The 18,174-nt window shown below is 37.5% G+C and carries 9 protein-coding genes; 4 read left to right on the top strand and 5 right to left on the bottom strand.

The features are described from left to right. Window position 1: 1 nt before the first annotated feature. From AO058_RS17790 to AO058_RS17770, 5 genes are all read right to left on the bottom strand, one after another. Window positions 2-1,048 (bottom strand): UDP-glucose--hexose-1-phosphate uridylyltransferase, encoded by a 1,047-nt coding sequence (locus AO058_RS17790; RefSeq protein WP_075327759.1) that lies wholly within the window; start codon window positions 1,046-1,048, stop codon window positions 2-4. A gap of 13 nt (window positions 1,049-1,061) precedes the next feature. Then, window positions 1,062-2,231, bottom strand: a complete 1,170-nt coding sequence (gene galK / locus AO058_RS17785; RefSeq protein WP_075327758.1) for a galactokinase — start codon at window positions 2,229-2,231, stop codon at window positions 1,062-1,064. A gap of 249 nt (window positions 2,232-2,480) precedes the next feature. Next, the gene (gene galE / locus AO058_RS17780; RefSeq protein WP_075327757.1) at window positions 2,481-3,500 is read right to left on the bottom strand and encodes a UDP-glucose 4-epimerase GalE; all 1,020 of its coding nucleotides are present in this window, start codon (window positions 3,498-3,500) and stop codon (window positions 2,481-2,483) included. Between the two features lie 81 nt (window positions 3,501-3,581). Continuing rightward, window positions 3,582-5,114 (bottom strand): sulfatase family protein, encoded by a 1,533-nt coding sequence (locus tag AO058_RS17775; RefSeq protein ID WP_075327756.1) that lies wholly within the window; start codon window positions 5,112-5,114, stop codon window positions 3,582-3,584. Window positions 5,115-5,181: 67 nt separating this feature from the next. Next, window positions 5,182-9,147 carry a hybrid sensor histidine kinase/response regulator transcription factor gene (locus AO058_RS17770; protein ID WP_075327755.1) on the bottom strand — a complete coding sequence of 1,322 codons (3,966 nt, stop codon included), beginning with the start codon at window positions 9,145-9,147 and terminating at the stop codon, window positions 5,182-5,184. Between the two features lie 447 nt (window positions 9,148-9,594). Between AO058_RS17770 and AO058_RS17765 the strand changes: the two genes are divergently transcribed. The 4 genes from AO058_RS17765 (at window position 9,595) to AO058_RS17750 (ending at window position 18,131) form a co-directional block, all read left to right on the top strand. Further along, on the top strand, window positions 9,595-11,823 hold the full coding sequence (locus AO058_RS17765; protein ID WP_198036124.1) for a glycoside hydrolase family 2 protein: 2,229 nt from the start codon (window positions 9,595-9,597) through the stop codon (window positions 11,821-11,823). A 540-nt stretch (window positions 11,824-12,363) separates the two neighbouring features. Further along, window positions 12,364-13,524: a hypothetical protein gene (locus tag AO058_RS17760; RefSeq protein ID WP_075327753.1), complete on the top strand. Its 1,161-nt coding sequence runs from the start codon at window positions 12,364-12,366 to the stop codon at window positions 13,522-13,524. A gap of 31 nt (window positions 13,525-13,555) precedes the next feature. Further along, the gene (locus tag AO058_RS17755; protein WP_075327752.1) at window positions 13,556-16,642 is read left to right on the top strand and encodes a SusC/RagA family TonB-linked outer membrane protein; all 3,087 of its coding nucleotides are present in this window, start codon (window positions 13,556-13,558) and stop codon (window positions 16,640-16,642) included. Next, complete coding sequence (locus AO058_RS17750; protein ID WP_083634216.1) at window positions 16,629-18,131, top strand: RagB/SusD family nutrient uptake outer membrane protein; 1,503 nt, start codon at window positions 16,629-16,631, stop codon at window positions 18,129-18,131. Before AO058_RS17755 ends, AO058_RS17750 begins: the two co-directional genes overlap by 14 nt. Window positions 18,132-18,174 lie beyond the last annotated feature (43 nt).

Below are 18,174 nucleotides of genomic sequence, written 5' to 3'. Positions count from 1 at the left end.
TTTATTTATTCAGCATAGAGTAGTGTTTATTTGGCAACTCTTTAAGAGTTTTTGCTGCCATCTCTGCAGTAATATCTCGTTGGGGACCTGCAAACATTTCGTAACCTACCATAAATTTCTTCACTGTTGCAGATCTTAGTAGCGGCGGATAGAAAGACATATGAAAATGCCATTCAGGATATTTCTCTCCGTCGGTAGGAATTTGATGAATTCCTGATGAATACGGAAAGGACGTCTCGAAAAGATTATCATAAATTATCGTAAGTTCCTTTATTGCTTTGGCAAAAGACTGTTCTTCTTCTTCGTTTAACTGGCCGATATGCTGGTAATGTTTCCGTGGTATTATCATTGCTTCATAAGGCCAAACTGCCCAGTAAGGAATAAGTACTACGAAATGCTCATTTTTGACCAGGATTCGATCATCTAATTCAAGTTCCTGCTTTAAGTAGTCGGTAAGGAGACTTCGTTTATTTCTCTCCCAATATTCCTTAAATTGTTTCGATTTCTTCTGAATTTCTGTTGGGATTGAAGATTGAGACCAGATCTGGCCATGTGGATGTGGATTACTACACCCCATAACAGCACCTTTATTTTCAAATATCTGTACGTAATTGATGCTCTCGATGGCTCCTAATTCGGCATACTCTTTTTTCCACATTTTTACTACCTTCTGAATGTCTCTGATCTCCATTAACGGAAGTGTAAGGGAATGATCTGGAGAGAAACAGACCACTTTACATATTCCCTGTTCTGCTTCGGCCTTTAAAAGGCCATCATTCAACTCCTTTTTAGGAGTATCAGGCAATAAAGCTGAAAAATCATTGGTAAAAGAAAATGGCTCGGCGTAATTAGGATTGGTTTCTCCACTGGTACGAGTATTCCCTGGACATAAATAGCACGAGGGGTCATAATCGGGGCCTTTTTCAGGATTATTTTTTTCCGTTTTTCCCTGCCAAGGTCTTTTTGTGCGATGAGGCGAAACCAGGATCCATTCACCCGTTAATATATTGTATCTCCTGTGTGGGTTATCATTTAATTTAATGCTCATACTATAAATTTTTCTATGCTTTAACTTTTTCAATTAGAGTTCCTTCACCAGCTGAGACGGTAATAATATCCATGGTCCTATTGAATTCTTTAAAATAGGCCTTAGAAATCTCTTCAGAATATTCTTTGATTTTATCGGCCTCAATTAAATTAATCGTGCAACCTCCAAAGCCACCACCCATCATACGGGAACCATAAATAAAATTTTTATTTTTGGCATAAGCTACCATAAAATCTAATTCGGAACAGCTTACCTCGTAGTTATGTTGTAAGCCCTCATGGGACTGGTACATCAACTCTCCGAATTCTTTCAAATGCCCTCTTTTCATAGCCTCTGAAGCTTTTAAAACTCTTTCGTTTTCCTTTAAAACGTATGTACAGCGCTGATATGCTTTACCTGTTAACTCATGCTTGAATTCAGAAAGCATGTCAAAATTAACTTGCCGTAGAGAGGTTATTTCGGCATATATTTTCGATATAATACGTACTGCTTCCTCACATTCAGCACGCCTTGTATTATATTCGCTATCTGCAATGCTATGGGAAACGTTGGTGTTCAAAAGCAATAATTTGCAATTTTTAAAATCGGCTGGGATATATTCGGTTTCAAGAGTTTTACAATCTAGAAGAATGATATGATCTTTTTTGCTCATTACTGAAGCAAACTGATCCATAATCCCACAGTTCGAGCCTACAAAATTATTCTCTGCGCGTTGCGAAAGCTCTACAATTTGCAATTTTGTCAACTTAAGATTGAAGATTTGATTTAGCCCGCTAGCAAATCCACACTCCAGTGCTGCAGAAGAACTTATTCCTGCCCCTATGGGGAGTTCTGTATTTATTATACAATCAAAGCCCCTCAATTTTCCTCCAATTTTTTGAATTTCTTCTGTTACTCCAAGCAGGTAGTTTTGCCATGACTGGTTGGATCTCGTAATGTCGTTTAAATTGAATTCAAAATAACTGTTGAAAGTGATGCTAAAAATTCGGCATATACTGTCCGAAGCATTTTTTTTAAATTCAAAAAATATCTTTTTGTCAATTGCAGTAGGCATCACGTATCCATGGTTATAATCCGTATGTTCACCAATAAGATTTATCCTTCCTGGTGAAGCTACTTTTACTTCGCATGTAAAGGCGGAAAATTCTTCCGGGTATAAAGCTGGTTTTTCTGAGTTTTTCAAAGAGTTCGTTTTTATTTAATTATAGCATAAAGATAATAAATGTAAAAAATACGTTCATTGTTTGATTGATATTTTTTCATATACAGTTGTCAAAATTTTTTCTTTAACGAGGCCAGGTAAAGTATAAGAGATCTACTAGTAGTTATTTTTAATTCTGGGGTAATAGATTTTCTGAGAAATCTAGGTATTTGATAAATTCTCCATTCCAAATTCAAGCATTAGAGAACAATTTAATCCTCATGCTCTTTTTTAAGCGAATCTTTTCTGCCACTTCCATGCACTTTGTAAAGCTTCCGCCAAACTTCGCTCAGCTTTCCATCCCAATACGTTATTAGCCTTTACTGTATCTGCAAATGCAGCAATTACATCTCCTTCTCTGCGATCAGAAAACTTGTATTTTAAATTTATACCGGTTGATTTTTCAAACGTATTAATTACCTCCAGGACTGTATTGCCATTACCTGTGCCAAGGTTGAAAATTTCAAAATTAGAATCTTCTTTTCTTTTTATCAGGCGTTCCAATGCTAGGACATGGGCACTCGCTAAATCCATAACGTGGATATAATCCCTGATACAGGTGCCATCTCGTGTAGGGTAATCATTACCGAATACCATCAATTCTTTTCTTTGGCCTATAGCCGTTTGCGTAATGAAGGGAATCAGGTTTTGAGGAGTACCAATGGGTAACTCTCCGATTTCTGCAGATGAATGAGCTCCTATTGGATTAAAATATCTTAGTGAGATGGCATTAAGGTTTAAATTTATTTTACAGGTGTCTGCAATTATTTCTTCCCCAATCTGTTTTGTATTTCCATAAGGGGATTGTGCTGTTTTAATCGGTGCTTTTTCATTAATCGGTAAATTATCAGCTTGCCCGTAAACAGTGCATGAAGAGCTGAAAATAAAATTCGCTCGTGAATTTTTTTGTAGTTCCTGTAACAGATAGATAAGTGTGGAGAGATTATTCTCATAATATACTAAAGGTTTTTTGACACTATCCCCCACGGCCTTGGAAGCAGCAAAATGTATTACGCCTTCAATATCATTATATTTTTCAAAAAACTTTTTAACCATCTCCTTCTCACGAAGATCAATCTGTTCAAAAATAGGTCTTTGATTGGTGATTTTCTCAATCCCATCCAGGACTTGCACGTAAGAGTTGGATAGATTATCTATAATTATTACTTCAAAACCCTTTTCTTGTAAGGCTACTACCGTATGTGAACCGATAAACCCCAGCCCTCCTGTTACTAAAATTTTTGTACGCATTCTTTTTATCTTTTTAAAGTTGAAAATTATAGGAATTTTCGGTGTATAATTCTTATGAATAATTGCTACACCAGGAAAAACCTATCTTTTGGTTTTCGTTTTGATTTTTTTGAGTAATTCCCCATATTCTTTAACCAGTTCGGGCTTTTCCAGTGCAAGATTATTTTTTTCCCCCTTATCTTCGCTAAGATTATATAATTGAGGCTCAGATTGTAAACCGGATTCGATATCTTTATTCTCCATCCATTCGGGAATACTTCCATTAGTAAATGGTTCGATATATTTCCAATGTTCATCGCGAAGTCCCAAAGTAAAACCTTCTTCCAGCATAACTTTTCTACCATTCTCTGTTTTACCAAGTAAGGCACTAAGATGATTTTCACTATCGATTACCTTTTCTCCTTTTTTCATTTCCAACATATCTGCAAAAGAGGCATAAAAATCGAGTTGGGTCATCATTGCAGCTGATTTCATAGGTTTTATAGTTCCGGGCCAGTAAACAATCATGGGTACTCTGGTTCCAGCTTCATAAATACTATATTTGCCACCCCGGAAAGGTCCCGAAGGATTATGATCTCCAATCAGTTCAGCAGCCTGGTCATTATACCCGTCATTTAAAACCGGCCCGTTGTCGCTAGTGAAAATAATTATTGTATTTTCAGCTATGCCTTCTTTTTCAAGTAATTTTGTGACCTCACCAACCATATAATCCATTTGAACAATAGCATCGCCCCTAGGCCCCATTTTACTTTTATTTTTAAATTTTTCATTTGGAGCTCTGGGTACATGAATATCATGGAAACTATAAAATAGGAAGAAGGGATTATCTTTATTTTTAGTTATAAAATTGGAAGCTTTTTCTGTAAAAACAAACGGAAAATCTTCATCTACCCATTCGGCACTTTCGCCGCCTCCCATATAACCTATTCGGCTAATACCATTTACAATTGTTTGGCTGTGTTGAAGGTCTGCTTCCATTTTTAACAAATCGGGTCTTTCTGTGCCCACAGGGCGATGTCCAATTTTTTTATCATAATTAACTGCAATTGGGTCATCTTCGGAGAGATTGACCACATTGTTGTTTTCAAGAAAAACAGTCGGAACCCGGTCACCTGTTGCAGGAAGTAAAAAACTGTAATCAAATCCCACTTCCGACGGCCCGGGGGTCACCGGTTTGTTCCAATCAACCTTACCGTATCCAAGCCCAAGGTGCCATTTTCCCACTACGCCTGTGGTATAACCAGCTTTTTGAAGCATCTTAGGCATCGTTACAAAACTGGTATCTATTAAAAGCGGGGCATCTCCCGGGAGTATTTCTGCATTATTTCTAAAAGCATAATTCCCGGTTAAAAGGGAATACCTGGAGGGTGTACAGGTTGCGGCAGTACTGTGCGCATCGGTAAACATAACCCCGTTGGATGCTAACTTGTCAACATTGGGGGTTTCTACACCCTTTGCACCATAAGCACCCACATCAGCATACCCTAAATCATCAATATAGAGTAGCACTATATTCGGTTTTTTACTATCGCTTTTCGGGTTTTGACCTTCTGTCGTTTTATGCTTGCAGGCTATAAAAAGGAAGGGAATAAATAATAGGATAATTTTTTTCATAGTTATAAAGATATTTTACGGATTATCCCCTATGAAGTAAAATTGTTGAAAAAGCGGATAAAAATGTTTAGTCGGTGCTATTCTTATTTGCGAATTCGGTAGGAGTTACTTTATATTCCTTTTTAAAGGCCCTGCTAAAATAATTTGGATCGTTGTATCCTACCTGAAATGCTACTTCAGAAATATTCTTCCCTTCTTTAATAAGACGTATGGCTTTTTTCATTCTGGCGTGTTTAATATATTCCAGCGTACTTAATCCTGTTAGCTTTTTCATCTTGATATGCAAAAGAGAACGGCTAATGCCTATGTCATTGGCCATAGTCTCCACTCCGAAATTCGGATTAGAGTAATTTTCATTAACCAACAAGTCTATTTTCCTTAAAAATTCACGATCCTGATTATTTTTGGGGATGGGAGTTGAGTCGTTATTGTCTTTATTTGAGAATCTTTTCTCCAGGTTTTTTCCGGTTTCTAATAAATTATTTACAACCAGATCCAGTTCATTTAAATTAAAAGGCTTTTCTAAATAGGCATTTGCACCAGAACTCAAGGCTTTTAGTTTTAAGGTTTCATCATTTTTTGCTGTAAGTAGTATAAAGGGAATATGTTTTGTTTCGTGAGCTGATTTTACTTTTTCGCATAACTGAATTCCGGAAATATTTGGCATTTTCATATCAGAAATTATAACGTCAGGAGAAACATGTTTTAGTTTTTCTATAGCTTCTGCACCATCTTTTGCCATAAGCACCTGGAATTTATTAGAGAAGTGTTTTTTCAAAAACTTCATTAGTTCCAGATTATCTTCAGCAATAAGAATTTTAAAATTCGATTTTTTTTCAAGTTGTAAAAAATCAGTGCTTTCCAGATTTTTAGGAAATAACTCATCTATTTGTAAAGTTTTATTTCCGTTTATTTGTTTGGAATCCTCCTCCTTTTTCGGCTTTAAGACTAACGGAAATTCAATATTAATTTCAGTACCTTTTTTAAATTCGGAATTAATGGAGAGGCTACCTTTTAGAAACTTTGTGAGACTTTTAACCAATGCCAGGCCTAATCCGGAATTCCCTCCGTTTTCTCCATTATTGGATTTATAAAACGGTTCCGTAACTCTCTCTACCATTTCCCGGGACATACCTTCCCCAGTATCACTAAATTTGAGATAAATCCTACTATGCTTTAACTCATCCAGGGAATTTGATATGGAGACAGTTAAATTGATATTCCCATCCTTTGGGGTGTTTTTCAAAGAATTAGAAACAATGTTGGTGGCAATCATCTCCACTTTAGCAGGGTCAAAATAACAGGTATACTCTGAAAATTCGGATTTAAAATAGTAAGAAATTTTTTTGCTTTTGAATAAAGGCTCAAATGCCATAAAAGTATCTTTTAGAAAAAGGATTATATCGCCTTTACGCAAATCCAATTCGGCGTGGTCCGTTTCAATCCTTCGAAATTCTAATAGTTGATGGATCAATCTATTTAGTTTATTCGCACTTTTCTTGATGGATATTAATTCTTCTGGTGGGGCAGAAGTATTAACCTTATCCCTGAAAAATTTTTCTACGGAAGCAATAATGAGGGTAAGTGGTGTTTTAAATTCGTGAGAAATGAAAGTGAAAAAATTAAGCTTATGCCGATTAAGTTCACTGATTTTGTCTTTTTCCATACGCTCCAGTTGAACGGCTAACTTTTGGTTGTGTATAAATCTTACAAACTTCCAGTAAGCATAGACGAGCAGGATTCCGAGAAGGAAGTAAATGAAATAAGCCAGGTCAGTTTTCCAAAATGGAGGGAGTACACTAAGGGCAATTTTACGTTCATTTTCATTATTACTTATTGGGAGTGTTTTTATTCTAAAAGTATATTCACCAGGAGGAAGATTGGTATAGGTTGCCGTGGTTTTATTACCAACTATGTTCCAGTTTTTATCAAAACCATCTAATTTATAAGCATATTTAATAGCCTTTTCATTTAGATAATCAACGGCTCCATAATCTATTGAAAAAACATCCTGATTATGTTTTAATTCAATTTTATCGACATAATTAATATGTTTTTTGAGTAGATTGTCTTCATCAATTGAAACTTCCTTATTAAATAGTTTTAACCCTGTAAAGTATAAAGGAGGAGCAGGAGGTATAGTGTTGAAGAGTTCGGGATTGATAATGTTTAGGCCATTGACAGACCCAAAATACAATAACCCATTTTCATCTTTATAAAATGATTTAAAATTAAACTGGTTGGTAGAAAGGCCATCTTCTACATTTAAATGGGTCAGTTTTTCGGTTTCGGGGTTATATATACTTAAACCCTGGTTGGTAGACATCCATTTACTGCCGTTATTATCTTCTATTATTCCATAAACATTACTGTTTGGTAATTCTTTATTTAAATGAAATGGTACAAGTCTATCTTTACCTTTGTCATAAATTAAGACCCCTTCATTTAAAGAACCAAACCAAATATCCCCATTTTTATCTTCATAGGCACTAATAATTTGCTTTTGTAAATTCCTGTCGGAAAATAATTCTAAACCGGGTTGGACTAATTCTTCGGATTTATTCTCTAATTTGAATATGCCTGAGTATCGGGTGCAAAACCATAAATTATTCTCGCTGTCTTCCAGAATATCATAAATAAATTTATCACCTAAAACTTTGGGCATAAAAAGGTCAAAACCTTTGGTCTCATAATTATAAATGTTCAGGCCGTTTTGTGTTCCTATCCATAACCTTCCTGAGTAATCCTGCAAAATAGAATACACATAATTGTTGGAGATGGAATTAGGATCACTTCCGGAATATTTATAAACGCTTATTTTGCCAGTTTGCTTTTCGTATTTATTAACTCCCCCTAAAAAAGTTCCAATCCATATATTACCCCGGTTATCCTCATACATAGAATGAATATTATTACTACTTAAGCCGTCGGATGAATTGAGAAAGCTAAACTGATTTGACTCTTTATCCAGAATATTTATTCCTCCATCTTCAGTACCTATCCATAATCTTCCATCTTTTAGGCTAATTATGTCGCTAACGGCTTTTCCGCTTATTGATTTACGATAATCACTCGGAGTATATTTAGTTATACCTTTAGGTTTTGGACTGGTGAAGTTTATGCCACCAAAATAAGTTCCTATCCAAACGATGTTTTCTTCACTTACAAAAATGCTGTAAACAGCCTTATCTGAAAGGCTTTCAGGTTGATTGTCAAATGACTGCCCATAATGCCTGACAGTTTCCGTGTTTTTGTTATATGTAAAAATTCCACTTTCTGTCCCCAACCACAATAAACCATTATTATCTTCTTTAATACTCCTTATAACTTCAGCTTCTCTTTCTTCTTTGTTTGTAAGATTAACGTATTGAAATTTTTCAGTTTCCTGATTTAAGTAAAACAATCCCCGGGTTGTCCCTACATACAGGTTATTTTTACGGTCTTTATAAATTGAATTAATTGCATAAGTGGATCCGTCCTGATACTTTCCGGGGCTTTCAGGAATTTGATATTCTCTTATCCTCTCTCCTATATCATTGATAAGTAAAATCCTTTTATTTAAGGCAACCCATAATACATTTGTTTTGAATGATTCAATTTCCTGAACCGAAACATCTTTAATAAGATGATCTATTCCTCCTTCTTCATCAATTTTATAAAGGCCATTCGTTGTGCCTACCAGGATTTCATTATTTTCAGTTTCAAAGATTGAAGAAACGGCTCCTTCTATTTCTTTGTAAGAAAGAAGTTTTTCAAATTTATCGTATTCTGGTAAAAAAACATCTAGCCCCTTGTAAGTGCCTACTAGTAATCCGCGAGAAGTAGATTTTACCACGTTTATTTGGTTATTGCTTAGTCCATTTTCCTGATAATAAGTTTGAATAGTTTTTCCATCATATTTATTCAAACCTTCTCGAGTACCAAACCACATAAAACCATTAGTATCCTGGTCTATATCATAAACTGTACTATGCGATAGGCCATCCTGTACGGTGATTTTTTCAAAGTTTTTTTCCTGAGAAAATAGTGTCATTGACCATATGAGGAAAATTAAGCGTATTAAAAAGTTAACCTCTGCTGAAATGTTTATCGGTTTCTTCATTTAATGGGATTAGCAGTGTAATTATACAAATGTGCTATTAAATTACACAAAATTATAGAAGGATAATTTAATATTGATTTAACATTGTATTGTTGATTTCACACAAATTGATGATAAAAATAGATAAAATTTAAAAATAATATATAAAAAATTGTAAAAACAGTGGAGGTTGTGTTTTTAGACCAGATGATCTGATTTAAACTATAAGCTTTATATAAGACAGTATTTACAACAATAGTCCTGACTCTTACACTAATCAATTAAAACTTAAAACCGAAAATGAAAAATATTTTTAACCACCTAATTTTTTTATGCTTCCTGCTTTGGCCTTTTTTGAATACAAGTGCACAGCAAGAGAATAATGTTTTAAATTATTCTATGGAATCTCGCTGGACCGATGATGTAGATCCAGATAATCTTTATCCTGAATATCCCCGTCCGCAAATGGCGCGTGATAATTGGGTTAATTTGAATGGTTATTGGGACTATGCTATTAAGGGCAAAGGAGAAAATAAGCCCAACGAATATGATGGTGAAATTTTGGTTCCCTTTCCTGCTGAATCTGAACTGAGTGAGGTGAAGAAATTAGTAGGTAGTTCCAATTACCTGTGGTACAAAAAGGAGGTTGAAATAGATCAAAAAAATAAAGGAGAGAAAACATTGCTTCATTTTGGGGCGGTAGACTGGGAAACCACTGTTTTTGTAAATGGAAGAAAAGTTGGTTCGCATAAAGGAGGGTATGATCCTTTTAATTTTGATATTTCAGACTTTTTAAATGACAATGGGCAACAAGAAATTGTGGTTCGGGTCTGGGACCCTACCTCAGAAGGTACGCAAGCCAGAGGTAAACAACTCAATAACCCCAGAGGTATTTGGTATACCCCGGTAACCGGTATTTGGCAAACTGTTTGGCTTGAAACCGTTCCTGAAAATTATATTCAACTTTTAAAAACCACTCCCGATATAGATAAGGAAAAAGCTCATGTAGAGATTCAGTTGTCTTCACTAAATTTTGATGGTGTTATAGAAGTTAAAGCTTTTGCAGAAGGAGTAGAAGTTGGAACCAAAGAAATTCCTATTGGCGAAAAGAGTACGCAGGCTAAGCTTGAAATTGATATCCCCAATCCTATCCTATGGAACACAGAAAATCCATTTTTATATGACCTTGAAATTACCCTTAAAGACAGGGATGGAAACATAGTTGATCAGGTAAAAAGTTATCTTGGAATGCGAAAAGTATCCCTTGGTAAAGACGCAAATGGATATACCCGAATTTTGTTAAACAATAAGCCCTTGTTCCAATTTGGCTTATTGGATCAGGGATGGTGGCCCGACGGGCTATATACAGCTCCAACCGAAGAAGCCATGGTTTATGATATTAAGGTAACAAAAGACCTGGGCTTTAATATGCTAAGAAAGCATGTGAAAGTAGAACCGGCAAGGTTTTATTACCACTGTGATAAGATGGGAATGTTGGTATGGCAGGATATGCCATCTGGGTTTAACAGTAGTGATAAAGAAGTGCAACACGTTAAGCACGACGCTAAATTAGATTGGGAACGACCAAAAGAATCTGCACTTCAATTTGAAAAGGAATTGAAGTCCATGATCGATAATTTCTATGCTTTCCCTTCTATCGTTCTTTGGTGTCCATTGAATGAAGGTTGGGGACAATATGATACTGAGCGTATAGCCGAATGGACAAAGAATTACGACCCTTCAAGATTGGTGGATGCTCCAAGCGGTTGGGCCGACAGGAAAGTGGGTGATATGATAGATGTTCATCTTTATCCCGGTCCTGGAATGGAGCTTCCCGAAAGTGACAGGGCATCAGTGTTAGGAGAATTCGGAGGTTTGGGATGGCCTGTGGAAGATCACCTTTGGTGGAATAAAAAAAATTGGGGATATCTAACCTATAACGATGAGCAAACATACCAGCAGGAATTTTCTGCCCTTATTAAAAATCTTCAGGGGCTCATCTCCTGGGGGCTTTCAGCAGCGGTTTATACTCAAACCACCGATGTTGAAGGAGAAGTAAATGGCGTGATGACCTACGACAGGGAAGTGCTAAAACTGGATAAAGAAAAGACAAGGGAACTCTTAAAACCTTTGTACGAACCCTGGTGGAATAAACGGGTATTGATTTCCGATTCTGAACACAAAGCACATAGTTGGAAAGTGAGTTTCGAAGAACCAGCGGGAAATTGGAAAGGGCAAGATTATGAAGATTTGGAATGGAACAATGAAAAGGCTCCATTTTCTGCAGAAGAAAACCCCTTTCTTCCAGAGATTACAACCTGGGATTCTGAAACATTATATGCCAGGAAAACATTTGATTTAAAGGCTGTTCCCGAAAAGCTGTTTATCAAATATTATGCTCCAAAAACTAAATTAAAAGTTTATGTAAACGGCCAATTGGTAGAAGAATGGGAAGATGGTGGCGGAAGGAAAAGACATTATACCCATATAATGTTAGGCGGTATTCATGAGTTTCTAAAAGAGGGGAAGAATGTTATAGCTGTGGAAGCAAGCAGTAATGAAAAAGTACGCGCTTTTGATTTGGGAATGTATACAACAGAAACGGTTAAAGATAGCGATGATTTTTAGCGTATGTTAAAAGGAAAGTTGCTTCAGGTGCAAGTAAACATGTCAATTTCAGAAAATTTGAAGGGACTCAATAGTTTTAAATCTCGACTATCGAGTAAAACTGAAATCACATAATTATGAAAGTATATTATTTAATATTTCTCAATTATAGGATTATTGATCCTAAGTATTTGTGAAACCGAAGATAAGTCTGTATTAGAATTTATAGATGCTACCATTTCATTGAATTATCAATCTATTCAACCTTGAGAGTAAATATAAATGGTGAATTGATTGCTATCAAAAAACATAAAGGCGGAGAAAAACACATTATAGGAATAAACCTAATGTGCAGATGAATTTTCTGAAGGAAGGTAAAAATAGAATATCAATTGTTGTTAGAAGTCAAAATGAAAAAACTTCTTTCGATTTGTATTGAACCAAATTAAAAGATTCGGGAAATACGACTTTCTCCTCTGGAAAATAAATAAAATATCAAATATTATGATGTATAGTATGAATAAAAGTATAGGTATAATGGCCATCTTCCTTACGTCGTTGATGCCTTCATGTTCATCGGATTCGGATCCTGTTGATCCCACCGATGATATAGAAGACACTGGTGATGGTCCGGTTGATACGAGTTACCTGAACACTCAGAATCTTGGGGTCAATTTCAACGAACAGTTGGACTTTATAGATAACGATGCTCTTTTGGCTCTTGAGACGCAATGGGTGCGTGGATTTCTTGATTTTTTCAGGTATTACAATGATCCTACACTGATAAATAGTGATGAACGGATTAATAAATACCTCGGGCTCCAAACTTATGGTTTCAAAACCGTTCTCAATATAAAATGGTTGTTCAGGGGCAGTGATTACCCTTCAATGGATTCTGCAGAGATGGAATCACAAATGATTATCCTTACGAAAATTTTGGATAGGGTATGGGATAAAACGGATGTAATTGTTGTTGGAAATGAACCCTTTATTGAAACAGACCCTGAAGATTACGGACCAGCGATGTATGATTATTATGTGGAAGCTGCTAATGTGGTAAAATCATATGCAGATGCCCATGGGGAGCGCCCCATTTTTTTTGGTTCTTTTGATAACTTATACCAGTCCAGGCGCCAGAACCTGGAGGTACTCAATAATTTACTTGACTTTTCCAGGACTACTCCCTGGATATCAGGGGTTGATATTCATGTTCATCATTCCTCCACCCAGGAAATGGTCGATGCGCTTGACTTTGTCGATACCCGAATCCGGGATGACCAGAAGGTGATGATAAGTGAATTTTCACTTATGAAACATTTCCGAAGCAACTTACCTGGAAATATACCTGCCCAGTTTGCCAATGAGTATGAATTTGCCGGCAATTTAATGAATTACGAATATATTGATTATGCACTGAAAAATCAGGTGTCAAAGTCCCAGTGGGTAGATTTTTTAAGCCAGAGTAGCTGGTTTGAAAACCGCAAGCATTACCTGAGAAACACTTTCTATGATGTTTTCACCGAATATGATAAATTTTTCCTGGCCGCCTATGCCTTTAGACAGAGTTATCCTGAAATGGCTGATTTCACAGATACTACTGATCCCTGGGTTCTCAATGGGTTATATGCTAATCGTACGGTAGAGCGCGGGGAAGATGGCCGTTTTCAGTTTAATTATGCCTGGGCGGATGATTTTATAGCTATTCAAAGTAATACAAACTAATCTAATCAAAATTTAATTTAAAACAATAATTATGACAAAAGACAAATATTGGAAGATGCCTACATCTCGGTTTTGGGTGTTCGCCTTCCTCAGTATGGTAGGTTTAACAGTTAGTGCCCAAAATTTAAGTGTTTCGGGTAATGTTACTTCTATTGATGAACTTCCTTTACCGGGTGTAAATGTCATTGTTAAGGGAACAAGCCAGGGTACTCAAACAGATTTTGACGGGAATTATAATCTGGAACAAGTTTCCGAAAATGCTACTTTAGTGTTTAGTTATTTAGGATTTATTACTGAGGAAATTCAGGTAGATGGCCGGAATAGTATTGATATTGCTTTAAAGCCAGATCAGGAAGCTCTCGATGAAGTAGTTGTGATCGGTTATGGTACTGTAAAGAAGAGTGATTTGACAGGGGCGGTGTCTTCAATTAAGGCCGAAGATCTTAACCCTGGAGCCAATGCCTCAGTGGAACAAGCCTTGCAAGGCCGTGTTGCTGGGGTGCAGATAAGTCAGAAAAGTAATGAACCCGGGGGAGGTCTTAGTGTTAATATTCGTGGGGCAGGATCAATTAATGCGGGGACTGAGCCGCTGTATGTCATTGATGGGGTTATTGTCAATAATGGATCTATTGCAGGTAGTGGAGGTGTAGGATTCACAGGCAATCAGAATCCTCGTAACCCCTTAAATACCTTAAACCCTGGGGATATCGAATCCATAGAAATTTTAAAGGATGCATCTAGTACCGCAATTTATGGTTCCAGGGGATCTAACGGCGTAGTACTGATCACAACCAAAAAAGGTAAAGCTGGTCGTTTAAAAGTAAATTACGATTCATATTACGGAATCCAACAAGCTGCTACCACACTTGACCTGTTAAGTCCCACAGAATACCAAAGGGTTTTGAATGACATAATCGATGATGGGGGAGGGGATCCAGGGCAAAGAATTGAAGAAATTGAAGGGGACGGCACACAGTGGATGGACCTCGTCCTTCAGGATGCTCCTACTCAGAACCATAACCTTTCTTTCTCTGGAGCTACAGAAAACATTACTTATTACTCTTCTTTAAATTATTTCAATCAGGAAGGTCTTGTAAAAGGATCGGGAATGGAACGATATAATGTGAGATTAAACCTTGGTTCTAATTCTTCGGAAAAATACAACTATGGTATCAATACGAATATTTCATACATAAAGGATAATTTCGCCTCTACGGGTACTGGTATTAATGAAAACGGAGGAGCGCTTTATTCGGCCATCAATTATGATCCTACCCTTGAGCCTTATAACGATGATGGTTCTTACCGTCTTTCCGAGTTTGTGACCATTGACAATCCCTTATCTATTCTGAACGGAGCGGATGCAAGAGCGGAAACCTTTAGGTTTTACGGGAATACGTTTTTTGAATATTATATCGCGCCTGCTTTATCTGCAAAACTTCAATTAGGTGGGGATGTACAAGATGTTAGGCGTGATGTGTTCATTCAGCCCTACACGCTTCAAGGTGCTGGAACAGGTGGGATTGCCACTATTCAAACCGGACGAAAGGATTATGTTTCTCTGGAGGGGACCTTGAATTATAATAAGGATTTTGGCGATGACAATTTAACAGCGCTACTTGGTACTACTTATGAATATTTTCAAACGAAATCGTTTTCGGGAAATGCAAGAGGTTTTGCGCTTCCAGACCTGGGAACAAATGCTATAGGTTCAGGGAACCCGGAATTGAATAATTTAGGTAGTGGCCGAACCCAGGCAAGGTTTATCTCTTACCTGGCCAGGGTTAATTATTCCCTTGACAATAAATACCTATTTACTGCTTCTATCAGGGCTGATGGCTCTTCAAGATTTGGAGAGAACAATAAGTTCGGATACTTTCCTTCAGGTGCTATTGCGTGGAAAATGCAGGAAGAGGAATTTCTTAAGGACCAAAAATGGATTAGTGAGTTAAAACCCCGTGCCAGTTTAGGTAGTACTGGAAATGCAAATATTGGAAATTCCCTTGTTTTTCAAACATTCTCCGCTGGTGGGGACCTGTTGTTCGGAAATGATTTCTATAACACTATATTCCCCTCTAGGCTTCCTAACCAGGATCTTACCTGGGAGAAAGCGTTGCAATATGATATTGGTCTTGATTTTGGATTTTTTAATAATAGGCTCACAGGTTCTTTCGATTATTTTACGAAAGAAACAACCGATTTACTATTGGTAGTACCACAGGCTCCCAATACCGGCTTTGCGGGGCAGACTCAGAACCTTGGTGGCGTTAGAAACAGTGGTTTTGAATTAGGAATGAACTTGAATGTATTTAGAAAAGAGAATTTTACCTGGGATATTTCCGGGAATTTTGCCACGCTAGAAAATGAAGTCCTGGAAATAGGTGATCGGGGGGATATTTACAGGGGTGCACAGGCTCAAATCCCTGATTTCACTATTGTCAGCCCCGGAGAAGCTATTGATAGTTACTACGGTTTTATTGTGGATGGAGTTTGGCAGGAAGATGATAATTTTAGTGTCACGGAGGCACAGGTACAACCTGGTGATTTGAAGTATCGGGATTTAAATGGTGATGGAGTAATTAACACAGATGATCGTACAGTCATCGGTAATTCTATTCCGGATCTGACATGGGGGCTTACCAACAATTTTCGGTTCTTCGATTTCACATTGGATATTGTGATGCAGGGTGTGGAAGGCGTGGAGAGATTAAATGGAAATTTGATAAATACTTTATCTCCCAATAATTTCAGAAGAAATAGGATCGCAGAGCCTTTACTAAACAGGTGGACACCGGATAACCCTACCAATGCATACCCATCATTTGTGAACCCTACTTCGCAGGGAGGGGCCAATGCACTGATCAACACCAGAACCGTAGAGGATGCCTCCTATTTTAGGTTGCAATCCGTACGATTAGGTTATGAACTTCCTATGGAAAACTTTGAATTTTTGAATAGATGCTCCTTATATGTGACCGGTCAAAACTTACTTACAGTAACGGATTATAGCGGGGTTGATCCAGCAGCGAATGCCAGTGGCAGCAATACAATCGCCCTGGATTTTAACGCCTATCCGGTTCCAAGGACATATTTACTAGGTATAAATGTTGAATTTTAAAAAAAGCGTAATGAATAAATCATATTTAAAGACGATTAGCAGAGCAATTGTTGCCTGCCTGATCTTTAGCTCTTGTGAAGCTGAATTGGATCTGCCACCCGTAGATGAATTCTCACCTGAAAATATATTATTAACGCAAGCGGGAATGGAGTCACTTCTTTTTTCGGCCTATGCCAATGACATCTTACCACAAGGTATGGTAAAGAACGAGATCCTGGTAAATGAAATCACCACGGATATGAGTTATGTAAGGATTGGTGCTGTGGAGCGGGAGATGACCCCATTTTTAAATTTTAACTGGGATGCCTCCGATCCTTTCTTTCAGGGGCCAATTTGGAATACGCGTTATCAGGCCATAAGAGATGCCAATACAGTTCTGGAGAATATCGATAATACCTCCATAGAAGAATCCACCAAGCAACGGATTATTGCAGAAGCCCGATATTTGAGGGCAGCACAATATGTTTTTCTCTATCGGTATTTTGGGGTGGTGCCTCTGCGTACCACAACAAATCAAGAGGAACAACCTCAGGCCTTACCACTTCCCTCCCAGGAAGAATTTGAGTCTTTTGTGGAAGATGAACTACTGACCGCCGCTGAAAACCTTTTAGTCCCAGCTGAACAAAGTCAACGTGGGAGGGCAACAAAGGGCCATGCCTATGCCGTCCTGACTAAGTTTTTGATGCAAACCAGGCAATGGCAAAAGGTCGTTGAAGTTACAGGGCAATTGATGAACTTGAATTATTATGAGCTTTATCCGGACTACCGTGAATTATTTTTCGTGGAAAACGAAGGAAACAACAGGGAGATTATAGTTACCTGGTCTTATGCCAATGAAGCGGGTTTTGGAAACCAGTTCCAAAACGGTGCTTTTCCTCCTGGTTTTCTTGAGGCTGAAAAGATCCCTGAATTTACCTGGGATCCCTCTATGGCCAATTGGGCGACGCAGTTTAGCATTAAAGATGGTTTTTATGATTCTTTCGCTTTGGAAGACGACCGTAGAAATGCGATTATTGAAACCTACACCAACCGAGGCGGCAATATGGTGGAACTACGAAGTACCCCTGACAATCTTAGGAGTTTGAAATATTTTGACAATAATCAGGTCGGGAACTTTTCGGGATCAGATTTTCCTTATATACGTTATGCTGATATATTACTATCTCGTGCAGAAGCATTAAACGAGTTAAACGGTCCCACCCAAGAAGCCGTGGACCTTGTCAATCAGGTAAGAACCCGTTCTATAGAAGATCCTTATACATTGGCAGAAGTAGCGGGGACAGACAGCTTTAACGATCTTATCTTGCAGGAACGAGGCTGGGAGTTTTACAGTGAAGGCAAACGAAGGGAAGACCTTATAAGGCACGACAAGTTTATCCAATACGCCCAGGACAGGGGGTTAAACGCTCAGTCTCACCAGATACTCTTTCCTTACCCGCAAGGAGAAATCAATACCAATCCGGAGCTTACTCAAAGAGAGGGGTATTAAGAATTAAGAAATATTAGCAATGAGTATGAACTGGCAATTAATT

Origin of the sequence: Salegentibacter sp. T436 (assembly GCF_001932675.1) — a bacterium.
Taxonomy (GTDB): domain Bacteria; phylum Bacteroidota; class Bacteroidia; order Flavobacteriales; family Flavobacteriaceae; genus Salegentibacter; species Salegentibacter agarivorans.
This window is presented reverse-complemented; position numbering and strand designations above follow the sequence as displayed.

Coding starts and splice junctions, on each gene's coding strand:
- AO058_RS17790 (WP_075327759.1), bottom strand. CDS start 1,048: ATGAGCATTAAATTAAATGATAACCCACACAGGAGATACAATATATTA.
- galE (WP_075327757.1), bottom strand. CDS start 3,500: ATGCGTACAAAAATTTTAGTAACAGGAGGGCTGGGGTTTATCGGTTCA.
- AO058_RS17775 (WP_075327756.1), bottom strand. CDS start 5,114: ATGAAAAAAATTATCCTATTATTTATTCCCTTCCTTTTTATAGCCTGC.
- AO058_RS17770 (WP_075327755.1), bottom strand. CDS start 9,147: ATGACACTATTTTCTCAGGAAAAAAACTTTGAAAAAATCACCGTACAG.
- AO058_RS17765 (WP_198036124.1), top strand. CDS start 9,595: ATGGAATCTCGCTGGACCGATGATGTAGATCCAGATAATCTTTATCCT.
- AO058_RS17760 (WP_075327753.1), top strand. CDS start 12,364: ATGCCTTCATGTTCATCGGATTCGGATCCTGTTGATCCCACCGATGAT.
- AO058_RS17755 (WP_075327752.1), top strand. CDS start 13,556: ATGACAAAAGACAAATATTGGAAGATGCCTACATCTCGGTTTTGGGTG.
- AO058_RS17750 (WP_083634216.1), top strand. CDS start 16,629: ATGTTGAATTTTAAAAAAAGCGTAATGAATAAATCATATTTAAAGACG.